Genomic DNA, 24,555 nt, shown 5'->3' on the forward strand with positions numbered 1-24,555 from the left:
TTTTACAATTTTTCGTATATTTAAAAATATTTTTAAATTTTTATCCCCCAAAACAGGCCGCCACACATGATACACAAAACAAAATTTACAGAAATTCAGCAACTTAGAACCAGATCAAAAGTGTTGGGGACCCCTGGCGCACTTGTTGCAATTTGCCATATAAAGATGACGACCAGATCGCTAAAACATTAACATTTAGAACCCGCCGGCCTGTTTTAAGATTCAGACCGGCCCAAAAGGGAGAAAACAGATGGGCATGTACACGGACGAACTCTATTTCAAACCCCGGCTCCAGGTCATTGATGACAGACAGATCCGGCAGATCCACATGGCAACCCTGGATGTTCTGGAACGGACCGGAATCAAGCTGACCCATCCCAAGGCCCTGGAACTCATGTCCGGGGCCGGGGCAAGGGTGGACGGCGACCGGGTCCGCATCCCCTCCTGGATGGTGGAAGAGGCCATCCAGAAGGCGCCCAAACGAATTGTCCTGGGCAAGCGGACCGGGGAAAGGAGCGTCACCCTGGAGGGGGACAAATCCTATTTCGGCCCCAGCCTGGACTGTATCGACTACATGGACCCGGCCACCCATGAAAGAACCCGGTTTCAAAGCCGTCACGTGGAAACCACGGCCGCCCTGTGCGACGCCCTGCCCGGATTTGACTGGTGCATGACCATCGGCATGGCCGATGACATGCCCCCGGACATTGCCGACCGGGTGGTGGCCAGATATACCATGCAGTTCTGCGAAAAACCCCTGGTTTTCTGCTGCAAGGACGCCAACTCGGTCAACGACATTTACGAAATGGCCCTTCTTTTGTGCGGGGGAAAAGAAAACTTTGACAAGACCCCCTATGTGGTCCAGTACTCCGAGCCCATCTCTCCCCTGGTCTACTATGATCCTGCCGTGGACAAGGTCCTGTTCTGTGCGGAAAAAGGGATTCCCCTGATCAACTTCCCGGCGCCCCAGGCCTGCGGATCTTCTCCGGCCACCTTTGCCGGAACCATTGTCCAGGCCAGCGCCGAATCCTTGAGCGGCCTGGTCATGCACCAGCTGGCCGGCCCGGGCGCCCCTTTTATCTACGGGGCCTTTGCCACCATCATGGACATGAAAACCTCCATCTTCTCCTACGGCGCAGTGGAAATGAGTCTCATGACCGGGGCCCTGGGGCAGATGGCCCAGCATTATCAGCTTCCCTTTTTCGGGACAGCCGGGGCCACGGACGCCAAGTTCTGCGATGCCCAGGCCGGTGCCGAGGCAGCCCTCCAATGCCTGAGCTCCGCAGCCATCGGATCCGGCCTGGTCCATGACTGCAGCTCATGGATGGACCACGGCAACCTGGTCTCCCCGGAGTTCATGGTATTGGTCAACGATATTGTGGAATCAATCAAGCATTATATGGAAGGCATTCCCGTAACCCGGGAAACCCTGGCCCTGGATCTCATCGACAAGGTCGGCCCCGGGGGACACTATCTCCAGGAAAAACATACCATGGATCACTTCAGGAAAATCAGGTATTCGGATCTCTTTGAACGCCAGGTCCACGACATATGGGTAAAGGGAGGATCAAAAAAACTGGAGCAGCGCCTCCAGGACCTGACCCTGGAAAAGATGAAGCATAGACCTGAACCCCTGGCCGATGATATCATCCGGGAGCTGGACAGGATGCAGGCTTCCTGGAAATAATGATGTTTGGACGAAATCTTACCCATCTGCCAGGTTGCTGCAAAAATTTTAAATCCTCATGTACTAGAGTACACTCCGGTTTAAAATTTTCTTGCGCCTTGCATATGAAAAAGCCTTCGCCCAAACATAAACCACAACCCGGCCATGTGTAACCCGCAATGAAAAAAATTGAAAATAAGATGTCCAGGCTCTTTCCCGGCCTGGACATGAACAGACTCTCTTTTCTGCCCCTCCTGGAAGAGTTCTTTGAAGGGATTCTTCTCACCGACCACCGGGGAAGGGTTCTCTTCGTCAATGAAGAGCAGGCCAGAATCGACGACACCTCCCCGGACAAACTGGTGGGGAAAAAAGTCACCGAGATCTACCATGTGGACGATGGTGAAAGCCCAACCATGCAGTGCATCCAGACCGGGAAGCCCGTCAAGGGTCTGGCCTGTTTTTACCGGACATCCTCGGGAAAAATCGTCAACTCCATCCACAATATCTTCCCCCTGTATGAGGGCAGGAAACTGAAGGGCACCATCTGCTTTATCCAGGATTTTTCCATCATCGAGCAGCGGTTTGAGGCGGTATTCAAACCGGGAAAGATAAAAGACCTCCAGAAAAGGCCGACCGCACCGGACCGAAGTCCCCGCCGGGACAACGGGACAAGGTTTCGGTTCCGGGATATTATCGGAGAATCCAGGGAATTCCTGGAAACCCTGGAAACGGCCAGGCTTGCTGCCCGGTCTGCATCGCCGGTCATGCTCTTCGGTGAAACCGGTACGGGAAAGGAACTCATTGCCCAGTCCATTCATAATGCCGGCGCCCGGAGCCGGCAGCAGTACGTGGCCGTGAATTGTGCGGCCATTCCGGAGAACCTTTTGGAGGGCATTCTCTTCGGCACCTCCAGGGGAGCTTTTACCGGGGCTGTTGACAAGGCCGGTCTATTTGAAAGGGCCAACGGAGGGACCCTGTTTCTGGATGAAATCAACTCCATGACCGTGGGGCTCCAGGCCAAGCTTCTCAGGTTCATCCAGGAACGGAAGATCCGGCGGGTGGGCTCGGTCAGGGAAATCAGCATCGATCTCAAGCTTATCTCTTCGGTAAATGAGAACCCCCATACCTCCATTGCCCGGGGCAGCCTTAGGGCAGACCTGTTCTACAGACTTGCCGTGGTTTTTATCCGGATCCCGCCCCTGAAAGAGCGCCAGGAAGATCTGCCGGGGCTCATCACCCATTTTCTGGGAAAGATCAACACCCTGCTGGATAAGAACGTCAACTCCATTTCAGGGGATGTGATGAACTTATTTGAAAGGTATCCCTGGCCGGGCAATGTCCGGGAACTGGAACATGTCATTGAAGGGGCCATGAATATAATGGGCAGGGAGGCCACCATCAGGGTCAGCCATCTTCCCGCCCATCTGACCCTGTTTTTTGCCGGCAACGAGGATGAAAAGAATCCGGGCTCAAATTCGTCTTTCGCAGGCGCGGGAAGGATCAACTATTATTTCCCCCTTTCCTCTTCCCCGGGGCTCCAGGCCCCGGGACCTGAAATCGCTGCCACCCTCCCGGAAAAAAGCAGGGAAAACGAAATCCTCCTCATCCGAACCGCCCTGGAAAAACATTTCGGAAGGCCGTCCGCCGCCGCCCGGACCCTGGGCATCTCTCCCCAGCTTCTCCACTACAAACTGAAAAAATACAGGATCAACCGCCGGGATTATTTTCTCTGATTTTTTTGTTTACTTTTTACGATTTTTTCTTAATAATACGAATTCTATACTTTTTAGCTATACATTTTTGTAATTTTAACCTTGTACCGCGATAAGAGCTGCACGATATGGACAACGATTTCCTCCTGAGCCACAAAGAGAAATTCCTGGGGTTCGCCCCGAAAATTTCAAACTACATTGACCTGTTCCGCCAGATCAACCGGCGGTGGAGAGGGGCCATCACCTCCGGAATGATTGAGACCGGCCGGATGAAAAAGGAAGCGGCCAGACTTTTTGAACCCCTTATCCAGGATATGCGATCCACCATTACCAACTATGAACAGATCCAGACCCGCCTGGTAAATGCCATTTTAATTGAAATGGTCAAAAAAGTGGTGTTTGAAGTATCCGATGCTGCCGGATTTACCATCAATATCCTGAAACGAAATCTTTTTGAGCGCACAGCCGATGTGGGCTACCTGGCAACGGACGGAGAGATTGTCCGCTTTCTTAAGGCAGCCAAAGAAAGGGGGGATGATGAGGCCATGGCCGGCCGGGTGGAAGAGATCCGGAGCAGGCTGGGCGAATACCAGCATGAGTATACGGTGTACAATGAGATCATCATACTTGACCTCAAGGGCCGGGTCCTGGCCAATCTCGACCCGGAAAACCCGATCCGAGAATCCAGCGACCCCCTGCTGGCCGACACCCAGGCCGTCGACCTTCACAGTGATACGGAAGAAGATCAATACATTGAAACCTTCAGGCCCACGGACCTGATGCCCGGCCACGGGAATGTACTGGTCTACTCCCAGAAGATCGAGGATCCTGAAACCGGGACGCCCCTGGGCACCCTTTGCCTCTGCTTTGACTTTGAAGATGAAATGGAGCGCATATTCAAGGACCTGAACCAGGGCAATGAAAACATCATCGCCGCCATCCTGGACCATGAAGGCAGGGTTGTCAGCACCAGCCAGCCCCGGATCCTTGGCCTGTCCACAAAAATCCCCCTGGATCCAAAAGCGGATTTCACTTTCCTTTCCCTGGACAACCGGGAATATCTGATCAGCACCGTTCCCACAGACGGATACCAGGGATTTTACGGGCTTACCTGGTACGGCATGGCCATGATCGAAACCGGGCAGGCTTTTGCCGAGGAACAGGGGGGACCCCGCTTTGACATGGAGGTGATCCGGCAGGTCCAGAATTTTTCAAAAGAACTTTCCGCCATTAAAAAGGAATCCGACAATCTGCTCAGCGACATGAAAATCGACGGTTTAAACGGAATCGTCCAGGCGGGAAAATTCAGGGACAAGACCTTTATCGAAATCCTCCATTTTGTGGAAGAAATCGGCAGGGATATTGACACCCTTTTCAACTCCGCCATTGGAAATCTCCAGCAGACCGTTGTCACTGCATTGTTCAACGACGTACAATTCCGCGCCTTTCAGGGCAACAACATTGCCGACCGAAATCTTTACGAACGGGCCAATGATGTCTGCTGGTGGGCCCTGACCCCCTTATTCCGCAAATCGCTGGCCCGGCACCGGGACAAAGGCCTGGAGGAAAAAGACAAAACCGCCCTGAAGGAAAATCTCCAGTATATCAACGACCTTTACACCCCCTACCTGAGGCTCGTTCTCGTGGATCCCGCAGGTTTGGTGATCGCGGCATCCGATCCCCCGGATGAACTGGAAGAGCGGTTTATCCGAGACGGGATGCCCAAAGGACAGGAATTTATCGGCATGTCCCTGGACGCCGGCCTGGTGGATTCTGCCGTCTCACTGGTCTCCAGCCAGGACTATGTGGTATCTGAATTCGCCCCCACGCCCCTTTACGGGGGAAGACATACCTATATCTATGCCACGGCGGTCCGGGACCCGGAAAACATGAAAAAAGTTGTCGGCGCCATCCTCATCGTTTTTGATTCCGACCCCCAGTTCAGGGCAATGCTCTCGGACATCCTGCCCAAAGATGAAAACAAAAAAATTATTTCCGGCAGCTTTGGCATCTTTGCTGACAAGCAGAAGACCATCCTTTCCAGCACCCACCCCGGCTATCACATCGGGAGCAAAATTCCCCTGGGAGACGAATATTTCAACCATGAAAAAGGGGAAAGAGACGCTGCAATCGTAACCCTGGGAGAGCAGTCCTATGCCATGGGATTCCAGGTTTCCGAGGGCTATCGCGAATACAAACTCAGGGACGGATACGCCAACGATGTGATCTGCATGATCTTTATCCCGATTTAAGAATATTTTTAAAATCAGGATATGGGCTCTGGTTCAAGGAATAAAAATAGAGGCAAAAGACAATTTTTACAGCCGGCCTTGATTGATATTTTCTGAAGGTTGTATACAATACCCGGGATGATTGAAATCCGTAATATAAGGAATGCATCCATGAGGATAAAGTTTTTGCTGCCGGTTCTCTTCCTGATCTTTTTCTTCCCTTTTTCAGACCCGGCCCGGGCATCGGGACACCTGACCGTTCTCAGCGGCAGGACCATGGGAACCTTTTACACGGTCAAATTCATCTCCCGGAAAAAAGAATCCCCGGATCTATGGAAACGAAAAATCGATATCTGCCTCAAGGAAGTCAACGCCAGGTTATCCATGTATGACCCCAAAAGCGAAATTTCCCGGTTCAACCGCCACCCGGCCCATGAGCCGTTTAAAATCTCCAGGGACTTTTCCGAGGTCCTGACGCGTTCCCGGCAAATTTACGATTTAAGCTCCGGAGCATGGGACGGCACGGTCAAACCCCTGGTGGATCTCTGGGGTTTCGGCACCCGGGACCGGGCCGATGATCTCCCCACCCCCGAAGCCGTTTCAAAGGCCCTGGAACAGACCGGATTCAACAAGCTCATATTAAAAAACCAGACCCTTACGGCCACGGCTCCCCATATCACCCTGGACCTGGGCTCCATTGCCAAGGGGTACGGGGTGGATATCCTTGCCCGTCTTCTTAAATCATCCGGCATTGAAAATTTTCTGGTGGAAGTCGGGGGAGAGCTGTCCGGGTCCGGAAAGAATAAAAAAGGGAAACCCTGGGCCGTGGGCATCAGCCGGCCGGAGAAAAAAGGACCGGCCCAGGGACTTTATGAAATCATCTCTCTGGACAACATGGCCATTGCCACCAGCGGCAACTATAGAAATTTTTTCGTTAAAGACGGAAAATCCTATTCCCACATCATTGACCCCAAGACCGGGTATCCGGTTGAAAACCGGGTGGTCTCCGCCTCGGTCATCGCACCGGACTGCACCTTTGCCGACGGTCTGGCCACGGCCCTCATGGTCATGGAGGTTGACAGGGGGATCGAGATGATCAACCACATCGATCAAGTGGAATGTCTGATCATCAAAAAACAGGGGGAAGCATTCGTCAATCTCCGGTCTGACGGATTCCGGAATTTTGAACAATAGGACCCCGGGTTCCCAGAAGACCGGACAATTGGTTAAAAAATAAAGGGCAAACGTCATGACAGATATCATCATCTCCTCCTGGAGCCAGCTCCAGGAGGAATTGTTCAGGGGCTCATGGAATGAAACCCTCTGCCGCTACCGATCTCCCTATGTATTCCGGGGACTGTCCGACAGCCATTACCGTTTAGAGACTTCCCTGATGCGGCTGGGCGGTCCCTATTGGCAGCTGGAAAGGCATATTTTAAGGAATTTCAGAAAATACATGCAGGCCGAGCCCGGGGAAATAGAGTCCTTCTGGCATCTTCTGGCCGTGGCCCAGCATCACGGCCTTCCCACGCGGCTGATGGACTGGACCTACTCCCCCTATGTGGCCCTGCACTTTACAACGGCCAATATTGAAAAGTTCAATATTGACGGAGTCATCTGGGTGGTGGATTATGAAAAAGCCCATGACCGCCTGCCCCATACCTTGGGGGAACTTCTCCGGGAAGAGGGAGCCCAGGCATTTACCCTGGAACTTCTTGCCCGCCTGCGCTCCAGGGAATGCGAACCTCCTTCCAGGGAAAAGGCCTTCCGGAATTTTGTGGAAACCCTGACCCAATTTGACGAACTGGCCGAAAATGAAGAATTCCTGCTTTTTCTGGAGCCCCCTTCCATCAATGACCGGATTGTCAACCAGTTTGCCCTCTTTTCCGTCATGCCCAATTCCCAACGGGTCATGGATGACTGGCTGTCCAAAAACCAGGATCTGTTCCGCCGCCTGGTCATACCGGCGGATCTGAAATGGGAATGCCGGGATAAGCTGGATCAATGCAACATCACCGAACGGGTTCTTTTCCCGGGGCTGGACGGGCTTGGTTCCTGGCTCAAACGGCAGTACAGCCCCAAATCCTGACCCCTTCCCGGGTTAAGGCTTGAATTTTTTCCCCTGAAAGGAATCCCGTTCTTCCATGGCATGCTGGATCATGTTAAAGGTTTGCCTATACCGGGCCGCCCAGTCCGGGGCCCGGAGTTCGTCCGAATGGGGGTCTCCGGTGATACGCTGGATGATCATATCCTTTGGCAGCCGCTCTATAAAATCACATACCAGGTTTACGTACTCTTCCTGCTCCAGGCAGGTATACTCCCCGTTGAGATAGATCTCATCCAGGGGGGTCCCCCGGATCACATAGAGCAGATGGAGCTTGATCCCGTTGATCCCGGCCCGGGCCAGTCGATCAGCCGTTTCCATCATCATGGCCCTGTCCTCGCCCGGCAGTCCCAGGATCACATGGGTGCATATATGGATCCCCCGCCCCTTTGTCATGTCCACGGCATCGAGAAAATCCTGAAAGGTATGGCCCCGGTTGATTCTCTTTAAAGTCTCATCGTGGATCGACTGAAGCCCGTATTCCAGCCAGACAAGGAAATCCCTTGCATAGGCCTCCAGCAGGTCCAGCTTTTCCGGATCAATGCAGTCGGGCCGGGTGCCGATGGCCATGCCCACAACCCCATCGCAGGAGAGCGCCTCATCAAAGATCTCTTTCATGTGGGCACAACTGGTATAGGTATTGGTATAGGATTGAAAATAGGCCAGAAATTTCTTGGCCTTGTACTTGATCCGGGCCCCGATCTTCCCGGCCTCGATCTGCTCTTTTATGGAAAGGCCCCGGGCAGAGGCATTGGTCCCCGACCCCTTGGAATTGCAGTAAATGCATCCGGTCCCGGACAATTTCCCGTCCCGGTTGGGGCAGGTCAGTCCCGCATCCACGCTGATCTTCTGGACCCGCTCTTTAAACATGGATCTTAAATGGGAATTATAGTCTGTGTATCTCTTTTTCACGGTGTATACCTTTATTTCAGGTGTGCCGACAATCTAGTGCAAACCTTGGGGAGAGTCAATGCTCCAGGATCAAAAAACCGCCTGAACCATCCCCTCTTCCCGATTTACCACATCATAGATTTAAGAAAAGCCGATCATGAACTCGCCGTGGCCCAACTCAAAAAATTCTCCCCCTGGAAGATGCGGCCATAAATCTGACATGAATATTTCCCATGGGACCGCCCTAAAATTCAGCTTCCCCGATCTTGACCAAAACCCTCTGTCATCGTATATTAAGCGGTTATGAATTTTACCGAAAACAGATACGAGGTCATTGTCATCGGGGCCGGCCATGCCGGGTGCGAGGCCGCCCTGGCCGCAGCCCGCATGGGCTGTTCCACCCTGCTTTTGACCATTGATATGGACAAGATCGCCTCCATGCCCTGCAGCCCCTCCATCGGAGGCATGGCCAAGGGACAGCTGGTCAAGGAGATCGACGCCCTGGGGGGATGGATGGCAAGGATCACCGACTCTTCCGCCATCCAGTACCGGACCCTGAACACAAGGAAAGGCCCTGCTGTCCATTCCACCCGGACCCAGAACGACAAGGCCCTCTACTCCAGAAACATGAAGGCAATCCTGGAAAAGGAACCCAACCTGGACCTGAAGCAGGCCATGGCAAGGGAGATCCTCATGGAGGACGATCAGGTCAGGGGCGTCCTGGACCATACCGGGTTTGAGTACTTTGCCCCGTCCCTGGTCATTGCCACGGGAACCTTTTTAAAGGGAACCGTCCATATCGGATCATCCAGAATCCAGGCCGGAAGGGCCGGCGAGTTTGCCTCTGTGAGCCTGGCCCAATGCCTTTCCGATCTCGGCCTGGACATGGGGCGGATGAAGACCGGGACCCCTCCCCGGCTCCACGCGGACTCCATTGACTTTCAGCAGTTCAGGCTCCACGGCTCGGAAACCGAGCCCAAGCCCTTTTCCTTTTTGACCCGGGAGATCACCACCCCCATGCTCCCCAGCTTCATGGGGGAGACCAATACCGCCACCCATGACATCGTCCGGGAAAACCTGAAATTTTCCGCCCTTTACGGAGGCCATATCAAGGGGCAGTCGGCCCGGTACTGCCCCTCCTTTGAGGACAAAATCGTCAAATTTCCGGACCGGGACAGCCACCACGTCATCCTGGAGTACGAGGGGATCGACTCCAAGGAGATCTATGCCTCGGGCCTGGGCAACAGCCTGCCCCTGGAAGTCCAGTACCAGGTGGTCAGATCGGTGAAAGGCCTGGAGCAGGCCAAGATCGTGCGGCCGGCCTATGCCATTGAATACGACTATGTCAGCCCCCTGGAACTGACCCCGGCCCTGGAAACCAAGCGCCTGAAAGGACTCTTTCTGGCCGGCCAGATCAACGGCACCTCCGGGTATGAAGAGGCAGGAGCCCAGGGGCTCTGGGCCGGAGCCAACGCAGCCTGCCGGGTCCAGAAAAGGGAGCCCTTTGTCCTGGACCGGTCCGAAGCATACATGGGGGTGATGATCGACGACCTGGTGACCCGGGGAACCCGGGAACCCTATCGCATGTTCACCTCCAGGGCCGAGTACCGCCTCCTGCTCAGGGAAGACAACGCCGACCTGAGGCTGGCCCAGAAAGGATATGAATACGGACTGATCCCCAGGGAGAGGCTGGACTTCTGCCGGGAGATCCAAAAGCAGACAAAAAAAGAGATTCAGAGGGTAAAAACAGCCGTGGTCAAACCCAGCCCGGAGACAAATGCATTCCTTGAACAACACCGGACCAATCCCATTTCCACCGGGGTGAAACTGGAACAGCTTTTAAAACGGGCCGAACTTTCCTATGAGCTCCTCAAGCAGATAAGCCCGCCGCCTGGGCTTCTCAATGCCCGGACCGAGCAGCAGGTTGAAATTGAAGTCAAGTATGAGGGCTATATCCAGCGCCAGCTCAATGAGATCAAAAAATTCAAGGATCTGGAAAAAATCCGCATCCCGGACCTCTTTGACTACTCAAAGGCCCATGGGCTGTCCAACGAGATCCGGGAAAAGCTTTCAAAAATACAGCCAAAATCCCTGGGACAGGCCTCCAGAACCGACGGCATGACCCCGGCGGCCATCTCGGTGCTCATGGTGGCCATTGCCGCCCTTGGGAAACAGGGAGGATCTTGACTAACCCCTGTTGACACTTATCATTGTACTATACAAAATCTTGGAATGATTGAATAAAGGGAATAAAACATGGCCGATGACTATTACAGGATACTTGGGATTGAAAAAAACGCCAGCGCGGCGGAAATCAAAAAAGCCTATAGAAAACTGGCTTTAAAATACCACCCTGACAAGACCCAGGGGGACAAGGCCCTGGAAGACAAATTCAAAAAAATCAGCGAAGCCTATGCCGTACTGAGCGATTCTGAAAAAAGGAACCAGTACGATACCTATGGATCCGCCGACTTTCAGCAGCGGTTTTCCCAGGAGGACATCTTCAGGAACTTTGACCTGGGAGATATCCTCAAGGAATTTGGATTCAGCGGAGGCAGGGGCGGCGGATTTTCCGGCTCATTCGGACAGAGGGGCCGGTCAGGAGGTTTTTCAGGCGGAAACCCCTTTTTCCAGAACATGGGAGGAGGAGGCTTCGGGCAGCAGCAGGCCGCCATGAAGGGCAAGGATATCGAGTATGAGATCCCCCTCACCGTGGACGAACTCATCAACGGCACCCAGAAGACCATCACCATCAGTCAGGGCAACACCACCAAGGCCATTGAAGTCAAGATCCCCAAGGGGCTGACCCAGGGAAAGAAGATCCGCCTTCCGGGCAAGGGAGAGCCGAGTCCCCACGGCGGTCCGGCCGGGAATCTCTATATCCGGTCAGCCCCCTTGGGCTCTGCCGGGTGCACTGTCGAGGGAAACGATATCCTTATGAACCAGTCGGTAAAACTCTCCCAGGCCCTGCTGGGAGGCAAGATAGAGGTCAAAACCCCGGCCGGGAAAACCGTCAGCCTCAACCTTCCGGCGGGCACCAACAACAAGGCCAAAATGAGGCTTCCCGGCTTTGGGATCCCCCATATGAAAGGAAATGGTTGCGGAGATCTCTTTGTTGTGGTTAATATAGACATGCCCAAGAGACTGACAGACAGGCAAAAGGAGCTCGTTCAGGAACTGGAAAAAACAGGATTATAAGCATGCCTGAATTCATCCCCCTTATCTCGGAACAGGAAATCCAGACCCGGATCAAAGAAATCGGAAACGAGATTGCCATGGACTATAAGGAAAAAGATCTGGTCCTTGTGGGTATCTTAAAAGGATCTTTTATCTTTCTTTCCGACCTGACCCGCCATATCTCCATTGACCATGAAATTGACTTCATGGGGGCCTCATCCTACGAAGGCACCAGCACCACCGGCCAGATCGTGTTTACCAAACAGCCGGACCTGGAGCTGAAGAACAGAGACATCCTCCTGGTGGAGGATATTGTGGATACCGGAAGAACCCTCTTGAAGATCATAGAGTTCGTAAACCTGCTCAACCCGAGGTCGGTAAAAATCTGCAGTCTCATCAATAAAAAAGAACGCAGACAGGTCCACATCGATGTTGCCTACTCCTGTTTTTCACTTGAAAAAGGCTTTATTGTAGGTTATGGACTGGATTACGATGAAAGATACAGGAATCTGCCTGCGATCTATGATCTGAAATTGTAACCGAAGAGGGGAAGACCAATGATAATTACCTGTGAGGAATGTTCAACAAGCTTTCATCTTGATGACTCCCTTTTGAAGCCGGAAGGTTCCAAGGTTCGGTGCAGCAAGTGCCGGAGCATCTTCACGGCCTTCCCCCCCGGGGAAGAGGCCCCGGCGGAACCGGAACAGGAGTCTGTTGTTCCCATGGTCGACCCCGGCATTGAAGCGGACATGGAGACCGGACCGGATGCGGATCTGGACGGGGACATGGGTGCAGACATGGACTTTGACCTGGATGAAGATTCCCAGGATATGTCTTTACAAGGGGATGAACTCGATTTTTCCGACGGGGAGTTTGACGAGGAATTTGATGAATCCGACCTGGAAATAGACTCAGGCGAAACCGACCTGGAAACCGGGGATCTCCCGGAGGAAGAAGCAGATATCGAGATCAGCTTTGGTGACTCGGACGGCGGCCTGGAAATTGATACCGGCGGCCTGACCCTTGAAATGGACGATGATTCCTCCCTGACAATGGATTTTGATCCGGGTATGGATGAGGACGAGGCAGAAAGGGATGGGGCCGGGGGTGACCCGGATGAACTGGAATTTGATACCGAAGATATTGACTTCGAGGATTCCCTTTCTCTGGAAGAGACTCCCCCTTCAGCAGATCTCGGCCTGGAAATGGAATCCCCCATGGAAGATCCGGAAGAAGAACCAGACATCATTTCCGAAGATCCGGATACCGGATCCGGAGAAATCGAATCCCTTGTTCCGGACATTCCCGATTCCGATGAAGAGGGCGGCCTGTTCCTGGAAGAGGAGGAACCGGAATTCGACCTGGACTTTGAGGAAGACCAGGACCTGGATCTGGAACCGGACACCGGCTTCCCCGAGCCGGATGAGAGCTCCCTGGAATTTGACCCCTCCCGGGAGATGACCCTGGACACGGATTCCGAAGAGCCGGAAGAATTGGAACAGGCTGAAGAGGAAGAACCTGACTTCTCCGCCTATGACCAGGTCCTGGATCAGGAGATAGAACCGGAACCGGAACTCGAAGACATGGAAGAACCCTTTGAGCCTGAAGTCGTCCAGGAGGATGCTTCCCCGGAGCCCGATGCAGATCCGGCCCTGAAAGAGGAAACAGAAACCGTGGAGCCCGGCCTGACCCTTGAACCGCCCAGAAGGACCCGGAGAAAAAAATCAGCCATGGGTGCACCGGTTATCCTGCTTCTCCTGATCTTTCTGATCACGGCCTGTGCCTACATCGCCAGCATATTCATGGGATACAAGATCCCCTATCTCTCGGAAATAAAAATACCCTTTATCGAACAGTTCATGGGCACGGACAAAGCCCAGACACCTCCACCCAAGCCCGTGCCCAGCCAGAAGAACATCAACGGAAGATTCATCTCCAACGATACGGCCGGGGAATTGTTCATCATCACCGGCAAGGTGGATAATCCGGCCCAAATTACCTATCAGCATATCCAGGTCAGGGGAACCCTGCTCACCAAGGGCAAGGTCAAGGCCAAGACCCAGACGGCCTTCTGCGGCAATATCATCTCCGAAGAGATCTTAAAGACCGGAAACATCGCCGACATCAGCAAACAGCTTTCCGTCAGGGACGGCATGAACAACGCCAACCTCAATATCAAACCCGGGGGATCCGTTCCGTTCATGCTCGTATTTTCCGATCTGCCGGAGAACCTCCAGAACTTTACCGTGGAAGTGGAAGGATTTTCAAAGGCCGGGCAGACGAAAAAATAACATTTGACAGAAAGATCGTGCCTATGCTATCTTGCTTGGGTTTTTTGGCGACGTAGCTCAGTTGGTCAGAGCATGCGGCTCATATCCGCAGAGTCCGGGGTTCAAGTCCCTGCGTCGCTACCAGATAATAATCCAGGGAGATACAACCTGGTTATAAAACCCCCGAAGAATAAGACTTCGGGGGTTTTTTGTTTTCATCCTTTGGGAGGAAGAGATCTTGCCTCTATTGCATCCTTAGACCTGCTTCCGGTACTTCGCCGGGTAGAGAACCGGGAGGCCGTGGAAACAGCCCACCGGCTCCGGCAAACTTGCGGTCAAATTTTCCGGCATGCAATACCGGCAGGGCTGAAAATGATGCAAGGGTGGGCTGATTATTTGGATAACCTTAAATATGAATGGTTACGGCCTGGCTCCCATATCGTTTCTGCAATAAAATAATTCAATGCGATGATCTTTAAAAACACCGGACCGAACTGTCAGTCTATTCCGCAAGCGTTTTTAATAGTTTTGTAAATGTCATTCCGATCATAATAAGGGATTCTGGATCAAGATATTCCCCGGCATGCCGCTGATATAGAATTGAAGTGGATGCGGGGAATTCTTCATCACCATCATTAAATAACAAAAGAATTTTGATTTTCGGCAGTGCATTAATTTCCATCGAAACATCATATATAGTGTCCATCTTAGATGGTTTGCACCCTAATTTTCCCGCTGCCTCAATCAAAGCATTAACCTTGCCGGTAAAACTTTGAATGATGGGACGTTCCGCATCACTTTTAAAAACATTTACATTTGTAAACTGCGAGTTTAAATCTGTGAGAGTTGACCACTCCTCGTTCACAGAAGGTGCCTGAGGGCATAACAATAGATATTTTGCAAGCACAACACAAATCAGATATCCAGGTCGATTGCCCGATTTATCCGTTATTCCTTTCCCAGAAACCAAATATTCCTCACCGAACAGGGGAACAATGGCACTCTCGTCCTGTAATTCTATGCCCAGGGTATCTTTAATGGATGAAAGATCATGCTCTGAAATTTGACGGCAGTAGTCTTTATAATGGTCTTCATGAAAAACAATGCCCATGTATCCCTCTCTTTATTATCTCTTTTATGCGTTTCAGCTATTATTACCCAACGATTTTTCAAAGAAAACAGCCCATTTGAGTATCGCCAAGATTAAATTTTTTCCTAACCTTGTTGATTTATAAAGTCAATTTTTTTATAAATCAATCACCCTTTTGGGGGATGAAAAGCTATCATAAAACAATTATAATAATATAATAAAAAATAATTACTTACCATGTATCTAAAACGGAGGTGCCGGATTTGAGTATCACAAAAGCGATTGAGATTCTGGGGGAAAAATATGGGTTTTCAGCTGTAGATATCGATAAAGTGATCAAAGAATTGCAATTATCGAAAGATGCAAAAATTTTAGAAGTCGGAACGGGCATGGGCAGTTTGTCAATAACACTTGCACTAAATGGATATAAAGTGCTAACCGGAGAACCGAGTGATGATGACACCATTTATGCAAATCAGAACTGGCTTCAAAATGCAAAAAAGGTTGAAGTCGATCATTTAATTGAGTTCCAGCCTTTTAATGCGAATGACATACCACATGCAGACGGTACTTTTGATGCCATATTTTGCCATGGTACATTTCACCATATTGCTGAGTCCGAGCGGATAAAAGTTTTTCAGGAGTTTATCCGAACAACCAAAGCGAATGCGATTCTTTGTTTTTTTGAACCGAATCAAGGGGCAATTAACATGATACGGAAAACTGATCCCTCACATCCTGACGCAGCGGATCCGAACAAATATATCCATGCTTTCAGTTTGATTTCTAAAAAGATTGAAGGATTAAATTTTGATGCATTTATCTTTCAGAAACACTGAGCGTGGTTGAATGCATGCCTTTCAGCCTACTCAAAATTACAAAGGATCAATTCAATAGTTTGGAGCGGGAGTCCGTGGATAGAAAACTTTAGCTTTTGCTGCATACAATAATTAAGGAGGCGTAAAGGAAACCCCCTGATCATGCAATCAGTCCCGTATCCTCCCCGGCGCCCATCATGATGTTGAGATTCTGAACCGCAGCCCCGGATGCGCCTTTGCCCAGGTTGTCCAGGCGGGATGTCAGAAGGATCTGGTCTTCATGGCCAAAGACAAAGATCTCCACCCGGTTGGTGGCGTTGCATCCCAGGGGGGAGAGGAAAGGTCCTTCCAGATGGTCCTCGTCCGGCCCTTCCATGACCCTTACAAAGGGTTCGTTTTCATAGTACCGGATCAGGGCGTCCCGGATCTGATCCGGTGTGGATTTCCGGTTCAGCAGATGGGGGAAGAGCGGGATATTCACCAGCATGCCGTTGTAGAAATGGCCCACCTGGGGTGAAAAAACCGGGGCATGGGTGAGTCCTGCGTATTTCTGCATTTCAGGGATATGCTTGTGTTTCAGGCTGAATCCGTAGGGCCGGGAGGCGATCCTGTCCACTTCTTCAAGGGGCCGGCTCCCATGGGCGGCAATCAGTTTTTTCCCGCCTCCGCTGTATCCGCTCAGGGCGTGGACCGTTGCCGGATAATCCTTTGGCATGATCCCGAGACGGATCAGGGGCCTGACGGCCAGGATAAACCCGGTGGGATAGCATCCCGGGTTGGCCACGAACCTTGCTTCGGCAATTTTCCTGCGGTGATCCGGCTCCATCTCGGGCAGGCCGTAAACCCAGTCTTCATGGGTCCGGTGGGCGGTTGAGGCATCGATAAACCGGGGGGTTTCATTTTCCGCCAGGCTCACAGACTCCCGGGCCGCGGCATCGGGAAGACAGAGGATAACCAGATCGGAATGGTTGATGATCTCCCGCTTGACCTCTATATCCTTTCGTTTGTCCCCGGGGATCTCGATGAGTTCAATATCCTCCCTTGCCTCCAAACGCTCTTTTATTTGGAGTCCCGTGGTTCCTTCCTGCCCGTCAATGAATATTTTGTACATGCTTCACCTGTTTATTTTTAATCCCTTCCCACTAGCAAAGGAATATATTACCCCCTTGTTCCCCGATTTTCCAAGTATAATTTTATAATTCTGCTATTTTCAAATTTCCTTGACAGGAGCCGGAGAATCGAATAGACCGAAACCAACCCTTGCCAGAAGGCAGGATATAGTAAGACCTTTTTTATTATCAAAACAGACGAGCCACGAAGGCCTAGGACTCCTTTTTACGGGAGCGGTTTTCGTGGCTTTTTTTATTTTGGGAGGACCCATGGCAAGATCCCTGTTCAGACTAACCGTCTGCCTGACCCTGATCTTTGGAATCTTTGGAGCGGCAGCAGTCCACGCCGGCACCAGGCAGATAACCGATTCCGCAGGCAGGCCCCTTACCATCCCGGAAAATATCAAACACATCATCTGCTCGGGCCCGGGCTGCCTCCGGCTGATCACCTATCTTGGGGCCCAGGATCTGGTGGTCGGGGTGGATGATATGGAAAAGAGAAGGTGGGATTTTGATGCCAGACCTTATTTCCTGGCCAATCCCCAGTTCCGGGATCTCCCGGTTTTCGGGGAATTCAGGGGAAGGGACAATCCGGAAAAAATCATCAGTCTTTCTCCCCTGCCCCAGGTGATCTTCAAGACCTACAGCGGTTCCGGAACCGATCCGGTCAAGCTGCAGAAAAAGACCGGAATCCCGGTGATCATTCTGGAGTACGGAGATCTGGGAAAAAGCATCGGGCAGTATTTTCACACCCTGACCCTCCTGGGAAAGGTCCTGGACCGCCGGGAAAGGGCGGAACAGGTAATCTCCTTTTTTAAGGAAGAGATCCGTCAGCTCAAAGACCGGACCCGGGATCCTGCCGGGGGAAAAACCTGTTTTGTGGGCGGGATAGCCTTTCGCGGTCCCCACGGATTCCAGTCCACCGAGCCCGGGTATCCCCCCTTTCTATTTGTCGGGGCCCAAAACATCGCCTGTCCCGGTGACACCGGCCCTGCCCTGCGCCACTCCATCTTTTCCAAGGAAAAGCTTCTGGTGGCAGATCCCGAGGTTCTGTTCCTGGACCTGTCAACCCTCCAGATGGGCCGGGACCAGGGAGGTCTCTTTGAACTGAGAACCGATCCGGTTTACCGGGAAATGACCGCCGTAAAAAAGGGGCAGGTCTTTGGCCTTCTTCCCTATAACTGGTATACCCAGAACCATGGATCTGTTCTGGCAAATGCCTGGTATATCGGCAAAGTGCTTTACCCGGAACAATTTGCAGACATTGATCCGGAAACAAAGGCGGATGAAATCTATGAATTCCTGGTTTCCAAGCCTGTATTCGGGCAGTTGAACGCATCCTTTCAAAACATGGCCTTTCAGCCCGTGGAACTCAACTAGGAGTCAAGTCATGCATTTTGACAACGGAAGGGTGCCGGGAAACTACACCCGCTATATCCGGAGAAAAACCGCTTTTAACTGCCTGATGCTGGGCGCCCTGGGTCTGGCCGTAATAACCGGAATTTCCCTGGGAGCCGTACACATCCCGTTTCCCGACGTATTCTCGACACTCTTCCAGTCCGGTTCCGTCCGGCAGTTTGAGCTGATCATCTGGAATATCCGCCTGCCCCAGACCCTGACGGCCGTGGTGGCCGGGGCAGGTCTGGCCGGAGCCGGCACGGTGATGCAGTCGGTACTCAGAAACCCCCTGGCCTCCCCCCTTACCCTGGGCATTTCCCATGCCGCCGCATTTGGCGCCGCCTTTGCCATCATGATCCTGGGAACCGGGGTCATGTCCTCCAGTATGGGGGATGCCGTATCCATTTCCAATCCCGTACTCACCCTGGGATCCGCCTTTTTCTTTGCCATGGCAACGGCCTTTGTGGTTACAGGGGTCGCAAAGATACGGAATGCATCTCCGGAGGCCATGATCCTTACCGGAGTGGCCCTGAACGCGTTGTTCCTGGCAGGAACCATGCTGCTCCAGTTCTTTGCCGATGATGTGCAGCTGGCTGCCATGGTCTTCTGGACCTTTGGAGACGTGGCCCGGGCGGACTGGCAGGACCTGGCCGTTTTATCCGGGGTTACGGCATTCATCCTGATCTATTTTCTGGGGAACGCCTGGAATTACAATACCATGGATATGGGAGACGAAACCGCCAAAGGCCTGGGTGTCCGGGTGGAGCGGGTCAGGATTTTCGGCATGATGGCCGCTTCCCTGGCCATCTCTGTGGTGACCTCCTTTGTTGGCGTTATCGGCTTTATCGGTCTTGTGGCTCCCCACATCGTCCGGAAGATCATCGGAGACGATCACCGCTTCCTGCTGCCCGGGTCCATCCTGGCCGGAGGCCTGATCCTGCTGGCGGCAGACATTGGGGCCCGGCTCATCCTGCTGCCCCATGTCCTGCCCGTGTCCATCCTGACTGCTTTTCTCGGGGCGCCGGTATTCATCTTTCTGATCATTCAAAGGAAATAAAAATGATTCTTCATGTCAATAATCTCTGTTTCAGTTACAAGGGCCAGCCTGCCCTGGAAAGGATCCGATTCTCCATCGGTGAAGGAGAGACCGTGGCGATTCTGGGCCCCAACGGGGTGGGGAAAACCACCCTGCTAAAATGCCTGAACCGGATTCTCTTTCCCACAAAAGGGGAAATCCTGGTAAAGGGAGACGAAATCCGGACCATGACGCCCAGTCAGATTGCGAGAAAAATATCCTATGTGGCCCAGAGCAGCGCCACCGCCAGAATCACCGCCTTTGACGCCATCCTCATGGGCAGAAAACCCCACATGGGGTACCGGGTCGGAAAAGAGGATCTCACCAAAGTGGATGCGGTGATCCGGCAGCTGGACCTGTCGGATCTCAGTCTCAAAACCCTGGACTGCATGAGCGGGGGAGAACTCCAGAAAGTCTGCATTGCCCGGGCCCTGGTCCAGGAAACCGACGTCATTCTCATGGACGAGCCCACGGCCAGCCTGGACCTGAAAAACCAGACCCAGATCCTGGGACTCATCCGGCACATTGTAAGAGGGCACGGGATGTCGGCCATCATGACCATGCACGATCTGAGTGCGGCCATGCGGTATGCGGACAAGTATATATTTTTAAAAGACCGGGCCATATACTCTGCCGGCCGTATTCAAGACATCACCCCGGAAATGGTGGAAGATGTCTACGGGGTCAGGGTGGACATCATGGAGCACAGGGGGCTTCCCCTGGTGGTTCCCATTGAAGAGGAGGCAAGAAAGGAACAAGCCGCCTGATCCGGATACGGAATGAAAAATTGAACTGCGAGGAAATATAATGGAAGAACTCCGGCCTGAAATGATACTGGAACCTGTGGGGAGAGTGGAAAGCCCCCTTGCAAATCCGACCCTGAAAACAGATAAAAACGGACTCAAGTCAGACCTTTCCCGGGATACGGTTAAAAAAGAGTGTGAAAAGGTCAAGAACACTGTCAGCCGGATTCGCATATTTGAGCCCTGGACCCCTCTGCTCAAGGGGATCGAAGATTTTTCCCACATCCTGGTATTGTACTGGCCCCATCTCATTGATCCTGAAAAAAGGCAGTTGAAACAGGTCCATCCCATGGGAAGAAAGGATATCCCAAAGCAGGGAATCTTTGCCACCTGCAGCCCGGCCCGGCCCAATCCGATTCTGGTTTCGGCGGTAAGGCTGCTGGAACGCAGGGAAAATATTTTACAGGTTCAGGGACTTGAGGCCGTAAACCAAAGCCCGGTGATCGACATCAAACCCTATTCCCCCCATTACCTGACCGTGAAGGATCTGAAGCTCCCGGAATGGATGGCAAATATCTGACCGGGATATCCGGCAAACCTTTCCGGCCGGCTATTTCTTTTTCTTATGGGATTTCTTTTTCTTATGTCTGCCCTTCTTTTTGTACTCTTTCAGGGAATAGGGCACTTCATTTCCGGCGGCAATCCGCCAGCCGCCTTCCAGGTCTGCGGAAACAAACCATTCACCGTCGGAAGAAACCCGGATGTAGAGATCGTCGTAAAACCAGGTTTCCGGTACATTCAACACGATATAAGCCCCGGCCTTGTCTCGGTATTCAAGATCATATCCCTGGTGCTTGTGCCGGTATCCGTGGGCCGGAGCATGGGGAGGCGGACCCTTCCCCTTTTCCTTTTTCTCATACCGGTGCGAAACCGGATCACCGGCGCCCATATAAAAAGTATTGCACCCGGCCGATAAAACCATTGCCAGAAATAGTATGACCCATCTCACCCCCTGCATAGTTCCCCCTTTTTTCGTCCGAATTTTCAAATAAGATCCTTTATGGTACCCCATTTCTCCCCAAAGTTCCAATTTAAAAGCTATATTTAAGGAATTGACAAGGGCCTAGCTTGACTTTTTGGATTCAGACCCAAATTTATGATACACTTAAAGGAGTCGGTTCAGGACGCATTTATGATACAAGGGGATTTATTATGCCAGGCGTGTATGAAATCTGTGTAACAGATCATTTTGCAGCGGCCCATGCCCTTAAGGGATATGACGGCAACTGCTCCAACCTCCACGGCCATAACTGGATCGTGGAGGCCCATATCCAATGCTTCAAACTCAACAAACTGGGTATTGGAATTGATTTCCGGGATGTAAAGGGAGTGGTCAAGGATGTTCTAAGCAAACTTGACCACACCAATCTCAACGAGGTGGTGGAGTTTTCAAGCATCAATCCCACCTCTGAGAATCTGGCGAAGTTTCTCTACAAAGAGCTTTCCAGAAGGCTGAATACCGAACATATCAAGGTATCCAAGATCATGGTCTTTGAAAGCCCGGGATGCGGGTCTTCCTACAGGGAGGAGTGATTGTCCCTGAACGTCTGTGAAATCTTTTTCAGCCTCCAGGGGGAATCCACATTTGCCGGACTGCCCTGTGTTTTTGTCCGGTTGTCCGGCTGCAACCTCAACTGCTCCTGGTGTGACACCCTTTATTCCAAAACCGAGTCAAGGCCCATGTCCCTGGATAAAATCCTGGAAAGGGTTGAATCCTATGCCTGCCCCCTGGTTGAAATCACCGGGGGAGAACCCCTGATCCAGGACCAGACCCCGGATCTTGTATCAAAACTGCTCAAAAAAGGATTCCAGGTCCTCCTGGAGACCAACGGAAGCCGGGATATCGGCCTGGTTGATCCCGCATGCATCCGGATCCTGGATGTCAAATGCCCCTCCTCCGGAGAGCCTGGCTCTTTCTTAGCTGAAAACATAGACCGCCTGACCCGGCAGGATGAAATCAAATTTGTCGTGGGCTCCCGCCGGGACTATGAATATGCCCGAAAATTCATACAGGACTCTTTGGACCGGGTATCCGGGGAGAAAATCCATATATCCCCGGTGTTCGGCCGGATCCGGCCCTCAGACCTGGCCGTCTGGATCCTGGAAGACCGGCTCAAAGCCAGGCTGTCCATCCAGCAGCATAAGATCATCTGGGACCCGGACCAAAGAGGGGTCTGAATATAAAAAGAATAACTGAATTATCCGGGTCATGGCTTCTGGGTTTGAGCTTTTGACTTCCGGCTTATAAAAATTAAGGAATCAACCATGAGCAAAAAAAAATCCGTGGTCCTTTCCAGCGGAGGCATCGACTCCACCACGGCCATGGCCATGGCAAAGGAGAGGGGAAATGAAATTTACAGCTTAAGTTTCAGCTACGGCCAGCGCCACTCGGCCGAGCTGGAATCGGCCCGAAAAGTGGCCAAGGCCCTGGGGGTCAAAGCCCATAAGATCATCGACATTGACCTGAGGCAGTTCGGAGGCTCCGCCCTCACCGATGACATCCATGTGCCCAAGCATGAAAACGCAGACCAGCTTAAAGAAGATGAAATCCCCATTACCTATGTCCCGGCCCGGAATACCATTTTCCTCTCCTATGCCATGGCCTGGGCAGAGGTGTTAAAGGCATCTTCCATATATATCGGGGTAACGGCCGTGGATTATTCGGGATATCCCGACTGCCGGCCCGAGTTTATCCGGGCCTTTGAAACCATGGCAAACCTGGCCACCAAAACCGGGGTCACCGGTGAAGTCTCCCTGAAAATAGAAACCCCCTTGATCCAAATGTCAAAGGCTCAGATCATTCAGACCGGATACAGCCTCGGTGTGGATTACAGCCTGACCATCTCCTGCTATGATCCGGATGAAACAGGGCGCTCCTGCGGCCATTGCGACTCCTGCCTCCACCGGAAAAAAGGATTTGAGGAGGCAGGGATTATTGATCCTACACCGTATCAATGATTTTGATTTCCCGCTCATGGATCCCGATCAGATAAAGCAGACCGTCCAGGCCCATGGTTGAAATGGCGTTGCTGGCCTTTTCCCGGACCACGGGTTTGGCATTGAACGCCACGCCCAGGCCTGCGATGGAGATCATGGGAAGATCATTGGCCCCATCCCCCACGGCAATGGTCTGCTCAATGGACAGGTTCTCTTTCTGGGCCAGTTCCCTGAGCAGGCTGGCTTTTTTCTCCCCGTCCACAATCTCGCCCCGGACCTTGCCCGTGACCACGCCCTCTTCCATGTCCAGTTCATTGGCATAGACATAGTCAAATCCGAGCTTCTCCTTTAAGTACTCTCCCACAAAGGTGAATCCCCCGGACAGAATGCCCAGTTTATACCCCAGCTGCTTCAGGGTCTTGGTTACCAGATGGGCCCCCTCGGTAAGGGGAAGGCTCCGGGTAATGCCTTCGAGCTCTTCCTGACGAAGCCCCTTGAGCAGGGCCACCCGCTGCCTGAAGCTCTCCTTGAAATCAATTTCCCCGGCCATGGCCGATTCCGTGATCCGGTCCACCTGGTCCCCCACCCCGGCCAGTTTGGCCAGTTCCACAATGACCTCGGCCTGGATCAGGGTGGAGTCCATGTCAAAGACCACCAGTTTCCGGTTCTTTCTATAGATATTGTCCACATGAAAGGAGATATCCACCCCCCGTTTCTGGGAGATCTCCATGAAACTGCCCCGCATTTTAAGGATGTCCCCGGGGGTGCCGGATACGGAAAACTGGATACTGGCCCGGGGCCGGGGCTGGGGGTTTACAAAGGAAATCCGGCCGGTGAGCCGGGTGATGGCATCGATGTTCAGGCCCTGTTCGGCAATTACCGAGGCCACGGAAGAGATCTGCCCGGCGGTTATGGTCTGCCCCAGGATGGTGATGATCCGCCGTTCCTTGCCCTGGGCCAGGACCCATTTTTCGTAGCTGTCATGGTCCACGGGTTTGATATCCACGGAAAGCCCCAGTTTGTGCCCCTCAAAGAGCATATCCTTGAAGATCAGGGAAAAATCACTGGAACAGGGGATCTCCGCCAGAATCCCCAGGGAGATGTGCTCATGGATCACGGCCTGGCCGATATCCAGGATGGTTACCCTGTAGTTGCCCAGGATTTCGGTAAACCGGGCGTCCAGCCCTTTTCTGTCTTTGCCGGAGATGTTGATGAGAACGATGTCACCCATGATGGAATCCTTGAATTTAGCCTTGTTGCCGGCCTGCCCCTTG

23 protein-coding genes and 1 tRNA gene are annotated in these 24,555 nt (G+C 52.4%); 19 read left to right on the forward strand and 5 right to left on the reverse strand.

The features are described from left to right. Positions 1-250 precede the first annotated feature (250 nt). From F608_RS31145 to F608_RS0107985, 5 genes are all read left to right on the forward strand, one after another. Positions 251-1,687 carry a trimethylamine methyltransferase family protein gene (locus F608_RS31145; protein WP_022665104.1) on the forward strand — a complete coding sequence of 479 codons (1,437 nt, stop codon included), beginning with the start codon at positions 251-253 and terminating at the stop codon, positions 1,685-1,687. 158 nt (positions 1,688-1,845) lie between these two features. Continuing rightward, a complete protein-coding gene (locus F608_RS0107965; RefSeq protein ID WP_022665105.1) occupies positions 1,846-3,399 on the forward strand; it encodes a sigma-54 interaction domain-containing protein in 1,554 nt (517 codons plus the stop codon). A 107-nt stretch (positions 3,400-3,506) separates the two neighbouring features. Further along, positions 3,507-5,630, forward strand: coding sequence for a cache domain-containing protein (locus tag F608_RS0107970; protein WP_022665106.1), 2,124 nt, complete (start codon positions 3,507-3,509; stop codon positions 5,628-5,630). Between the two features lie 150 nt (positions 5,631-5,780). Further along, positions 5,781-6,803 (forward strand): FAD:protein FMN transferase, encoded by a 1,023-nt coding sequence (locus F608_RS0107980; protein ID WP_022665108.1) that lies wholly within the window; start codon positions 5,781-5,783, stop codon positions 6,801-6,803. 55 nt (positions 6,804-6,858) lie between these two features. Next, entirely contained in the window at positions 6,859-7,698 is an 840-nt protein-coding gene (locus tag F608_RS0107985) for an FRG domain-containing protein (protein WP_022665109.1), read from the forward strand. 12 nt (positions 7,699-7,710) lie between these two features. On the opposite strand, the gene mnmL is transcribed toward F608_RS0107985, so the two are convergent. After that, a complete protein-coding gene (gene mnmL / locus F608_RS0107990; protein WP_022665110.1) occupies positions 7,711-8,625 on the reverse strand; it encodes a tRNA modification radical SAM protein MnmL/YtqA in 915 nt (304 codons plus the stop codon). A gap of 282 nt (positions 8,626-8,907) precedes the next feature. On the opposite strand from mnmL, the gene mnmG reads away from it, so the two are divergent. From mnmG to F608_RS37335, 6 genes are all read left to right on the forward strand, one after another. After that, positions 8,908-10,791, forward strand: coding sequence for a tRNA uridine-5-carboxymethylaminomethyl(34) synthesis enzyme MnmG (gene mnmG, locus F608_RS0107995; protein WP_022665111.1), 1,884 nt, complete (start codon positions 8,908-8,910; stop codon positions 10,789-10,791). A 69-nt stretch (positions 10,792-10,860) separates the two neighbouring features. Next, positions 10,861-11,802 carry a DnaJ C-terminal domain-containing protein gene (locus tag F608_RS0108000; RefSeq protein WP_022665112.1) on the forward strand — a complete coding sequence of 314 codons (942 nt, stop codon included), beginning with the start codon at positions 10,861-10,863 and terminating at the stop codon, positions 11,800-11,802. 2 nt (positions 11,803-11,804) lie between these two features. Then, positions 11,805-12,320 carry a hypoxanthine phosphoribosyltransferase gene (gene hpt / locus F608_RS0108005; protein ID WP_022665113.1) on the forward strand — a complete coding sequence of 172 codons (516 nt, stop codon included), beginning with the start codon at positions 11,805-11,807 and terminating at the stop codon, positions 12,318-12,320. An 18-nt stretch (positions 12,321-12,338) separates the two neighbouring features. Then, positions 12,339-14,072, forward strand: a complete 1,734-nt coding sequence (locus tag F608_RS0108010) for a DUF3426 domain-containing protein (protein ID WP_022665114.1) — start codon at positions 12,339-12,341, stop codon at positions 14,070-14,072. A 46-nt stretch (positions 14,073-14,118) separates the two neighbouring features. Then, positions 14,119-14,195, forward strand: a tRNA-Met gene (locus tag F608_RS0108015). A 78-nt stretch (positions 14,196-14,273) separates the two neighbouring features. Then, a complete protein-coding gene (locus F608_RS37335; protein ID WP_425248190.1) occupies positions 14,274-14,510 on the forward strand; it encodes a phage integrase central domain-containing protein in 237 nt (78 codons plus the stop codon). 43 nt (positions 14,511-14,553) lie between these two features. Here the strand turns inward: F608_RS37335 and F608_RS0108020 are convergent, their stop codons facing one another. Next, entirely contained in the window at positions 14,554-15,162 is a 609-nt protein-coding gene (locus F608_RS0108020) for a DUF3786 domain-containing protein (protein WP_022665115.1), read from the reverse strand. A 242-nt stretch (positions 15,163-15,404) separates the two neighbouring features. Between F608_RS0108020 and F608_RS0108025 the strand changes: the two genes are divergently transcribed. Continuing rightward, a complete protein-coding gene (locus F608_RS0108025; protein ID WP_022665116.1) occupies positions 15,405-15,980 on the forward strand; it encodes a class I SAM-dependent methyltransferase in 576 nt (191 codons plus the stop codon). Between the two features lie 139 nt (positions 15,981-16,119). On the opposite strand, the gene argC is transcribed toward F608_RS0108025, so the two are convergent. Next, entirely contained in the window at positions 16,120-17,070 is a 951-nt protein-coding gene (gene argC, locus F608_RS0108030; RefSeq protein ID WP_022665117.1) for an N-acetyl-gamma-glutamyl-phosphate reductase, read from the reverse strand. Positions 17,071-17,338: 268 nt separating this feature from the next. Here argC and F608_RS0108035 point away from each other — a divergent pair, with 268 nt between their 5' ends. The 4 genes from F608_RS0108035 to tsaA are packed head-to-tail and all read left to right on the forward strand — an operon-like array spanning position 17,339 to position 20,864. Then, complete coding sequence (locus tag F608_RS0108035) at positions 17,339-18,448, forward strand: iron ABC transporter substrate-binding protein (RefSeq protein WP_027362573.1); 1,110 nt, start codon at positions 17,339-17,341, stop codon at positions 18,446-18,448. Between the two features lie 10 nt (positions 18,449-18,458). After that, positions 18,459-19,523 (forward strand): FecCD family ABC transporter permease, encoded by a 1,065-nt coding sequence (locus F608_RS0108040; protein ID WP_022665119.1) that lies wholly within the window; start codon positions 18,459-18,461, stop codon positions 19,521-19,523. A 2-nt stretch (positions 19,524-19,525) separates the two neighbouring features. Further along, positions 19,526-20,308, forward strand: coding sequence for an ABC transporter ATP-binding protein (locus tag F608_RS0108045; RefSeq protein WP_022665120.1), 783 nt, complete (start codon positions 19,526-19,528; stop codon positions 20,306-20,308). Positions 20,309-20,348: 40 nt separating this feature from the next. After that, complete coding sequence (gene tsaA / locus F608_RS0108050) at positions 20,349-20,864, forward strand: tRNA (N6-threonylcarbamoyladenosine(37)-N6)-methyltransferase TrmO (RefSeq protein WP_022665121.1); 516 nt, start codon at positions 20,349-20,351, stop codon at positions 20,862-20,864. Between the two features lie 30 nt (positions 20,865-20,894). Here tsaA and F608_RS0108055 read toward each other — a convergent pair whose 3' ends face one another. After that, positions 20,895-21,302, reverse strand: coding sequence for a hypothetical protein (locus F608_RS0108055; protein ID WP_022665122.1), 408 nt, complete (start codon positions 21,300-21,302; stop codon positions 20,895-20,897). A 194-nt stretch (positions 21,303-21,496) separates the two neighbouring features. Here F608_RS0108055 and queD point away from each other — a divergent pair, with 194 nt between their 5' ends. The 3 genes from queD (at position 21,497) to queC (ending at position 23,302) form a co-directional block, all read left to right on the forward strand. After that, positions 21,497-21,877 carry a 6-carboxytetrahydropterin synthase QueD gene (gene queD, locus F608_RS0108060; RefSeq protein ID WP_022665123.1) on the forward strand — a complete coding sequence of 127 codons (381 nt, stop codon included), beginning with the start codon at positions 21,497-21,499 and terminating at the stop codon, positions 21,875-21,877. Continuing rightward, positions 21,878-22,522 (forward strand): 7-carboxy-7-deazaguanine synthase QueE, encoded by a 645-nt coding sequence (locus F608_RS0108065; RefSeq protein WP_022665124.1) that lies wholly within the window; start codon positions 21,878-21,880, stop codon positions 22,520-22,522. A gap of 87 nt (positions 22,523-22,609) precedes the next feature. Further along, positions 22,610-23,302 carry a 7-cyano-7-deazaguanine synthase QueC gene (queC, locus tag F608_RS0108070; RefSeq protein WP_022665125.1) on the forward strand — a complete coding sequence of 231 codons (693 nt, stop codon included), beginning with the start codon at positions 22,610-22,612 and terminating at the stop codon, positions 23,300-23,302. Here the strand turns inward: queC and serB are convergent. Then, positions 23,286-24,512, reverse strand: coding sequence for a phosphoserine phosphatase SerB (gene serB / locus F608_RS0108075; RefSeq protein WP_027362575.1), 1,227 nt, complete (start codon positions 24,510-24,512; stop codon positions 23,286-23,288). The genes queC and serB overlap by 17 nt on opposite strands. Between the last annotated feature and the right edge of the window lie 43 nt (positions 24,513-24,555).

The sequence above is a fragment of the Desulfospira joergensenii DSM 10085 genome, from assembly GCF_000420085.1.
Taxonomy (GTDB): Bacteria; Desulfobacterota; Desulfobacteria; order Desulfobacterales; family Desulfobacteraceae; genus Desulfospira; species Desulfospira joergensenii.

Coding starts and splice junctions, on each gene's coding strand:
- F608_RS31145 (WP_022665104.1), top strand. CDS start 251: ATGGGCATGTACACGGACGAACTCTATTTCAAACCCCGGCTCCAGGTC.
- F608_RS0107965 (WP_022665105.1), top strand. CDS start 1,846: ATGAAAAAAATTGAAAATAAGATGTCCAGGCTCTTTCCCGGCCTGGAC.
- F608_RS0107970 (WP_022665106.1), top strand. CDS start 3,507: ATGGACAACGATTTCCTCCTGAGCCACAAAGAGAAATTCCTGGGGTTC.
- F608_RS0107980 (WP_022665108.1), top strand. CDS start 5,781: ATGAGGATAAAGTTTTTGCTGCCGGTTCTCTTCCTGATCTTTTTCTTC.
- F608_RS0107985 (WP_022665109.1), top strand. CDS start 6,859: ATGACAGATATCATCATCTCCTCCTGGAGCCAGCTCCAGGAGGAATTG.
- mnmG (WP_022665111.1), top strand. CDS start 8,908: ATGAATTTTACCGAAAACAGATACGAGGTCATTGTCATCGGGGCCGGC.
- F608_RS0108000 (WP_022665112.1), top strand. CDS start 10,861: ATGGCCGATGACTATTACAGGATACTTGGGATTGAAAAAAACGCCAGC.
- hpt (WP_022665113.1), top strand. CDS start 11,805: ATGCCTGAATTCATCCCCCTTATCTCGGAACAGGAAATCCAGACCCGG.
- F608_RS0108010 (WP_022665114.1), top strand. CDS start 12,339: ATGATAATTACCTGTGAGGAATGTTCAACAAGCTTTCATCTTGATGAC.
- F608_RS0108020 (WP_022665115.1), bottom strand. CDS start 15,162: ATGGGCATTGTTTTTCATGAAGACCATTATAAAGACTACTGCCGTCAA.
- argC (WP_022665117.1), bottom strand. CDS start 17,070: ATGTACAAAATATTCATTGACGGGCAGGAAGGAACCACGGGACTCCAA.
- F608_RS0108035 (WP_027362573.1), top strand. CDS start 17,339: ATGGCAAGATCCCTGTTCAGACTAACCGTCTGCCTGACCCTGATCTTT.
- F608_RS0108040 (WP_022665119.1), top strand. CDS start 18,459: ATGCATTTTGACAACGGAAGGGTGCCGGGAAACTACACCCGCTATATC.
- F608_RS0108045 (WP_022665120.1), top strand. CDS start 19,526: ATGATTCTTCATGTCAATAATCTCTGTTTCAGTTACAAGGGCCAGCCT.
- tsaA (WP_022665121.1), top strand. CDS start 20,349: ATGGAAGAACTCCGGCCTGAAATGATACTGGAACCTGTGGGGAGAGTG.
- F608_RS0108055 (WP_022665122.1), bottom strand. CDS start 21,302: ATGCAGGGGGTGAGATGGGTCATACTATTTCTGGCAATGGTTTTATCG.
- queD (WP_022665123.1), top strand. CDS start 21,497: ATGCCAGGCGTGTATGAAATCTGTGTAACAGATCATTTTGCAGCGGCC.
- queC (WP_022665125.1), top strand. CDS start 22,610: ATGAGCAAAAAAAAATCCGTGGTCCTTTCCAGCGGAGGCATCGACTCC.
- serB (WP_027362575.1), bottom strand. CDS start 24,512: ATGGGTGACATCGTTCTCATCAACATCTCCGGCAAAGACAGAAAAGGG.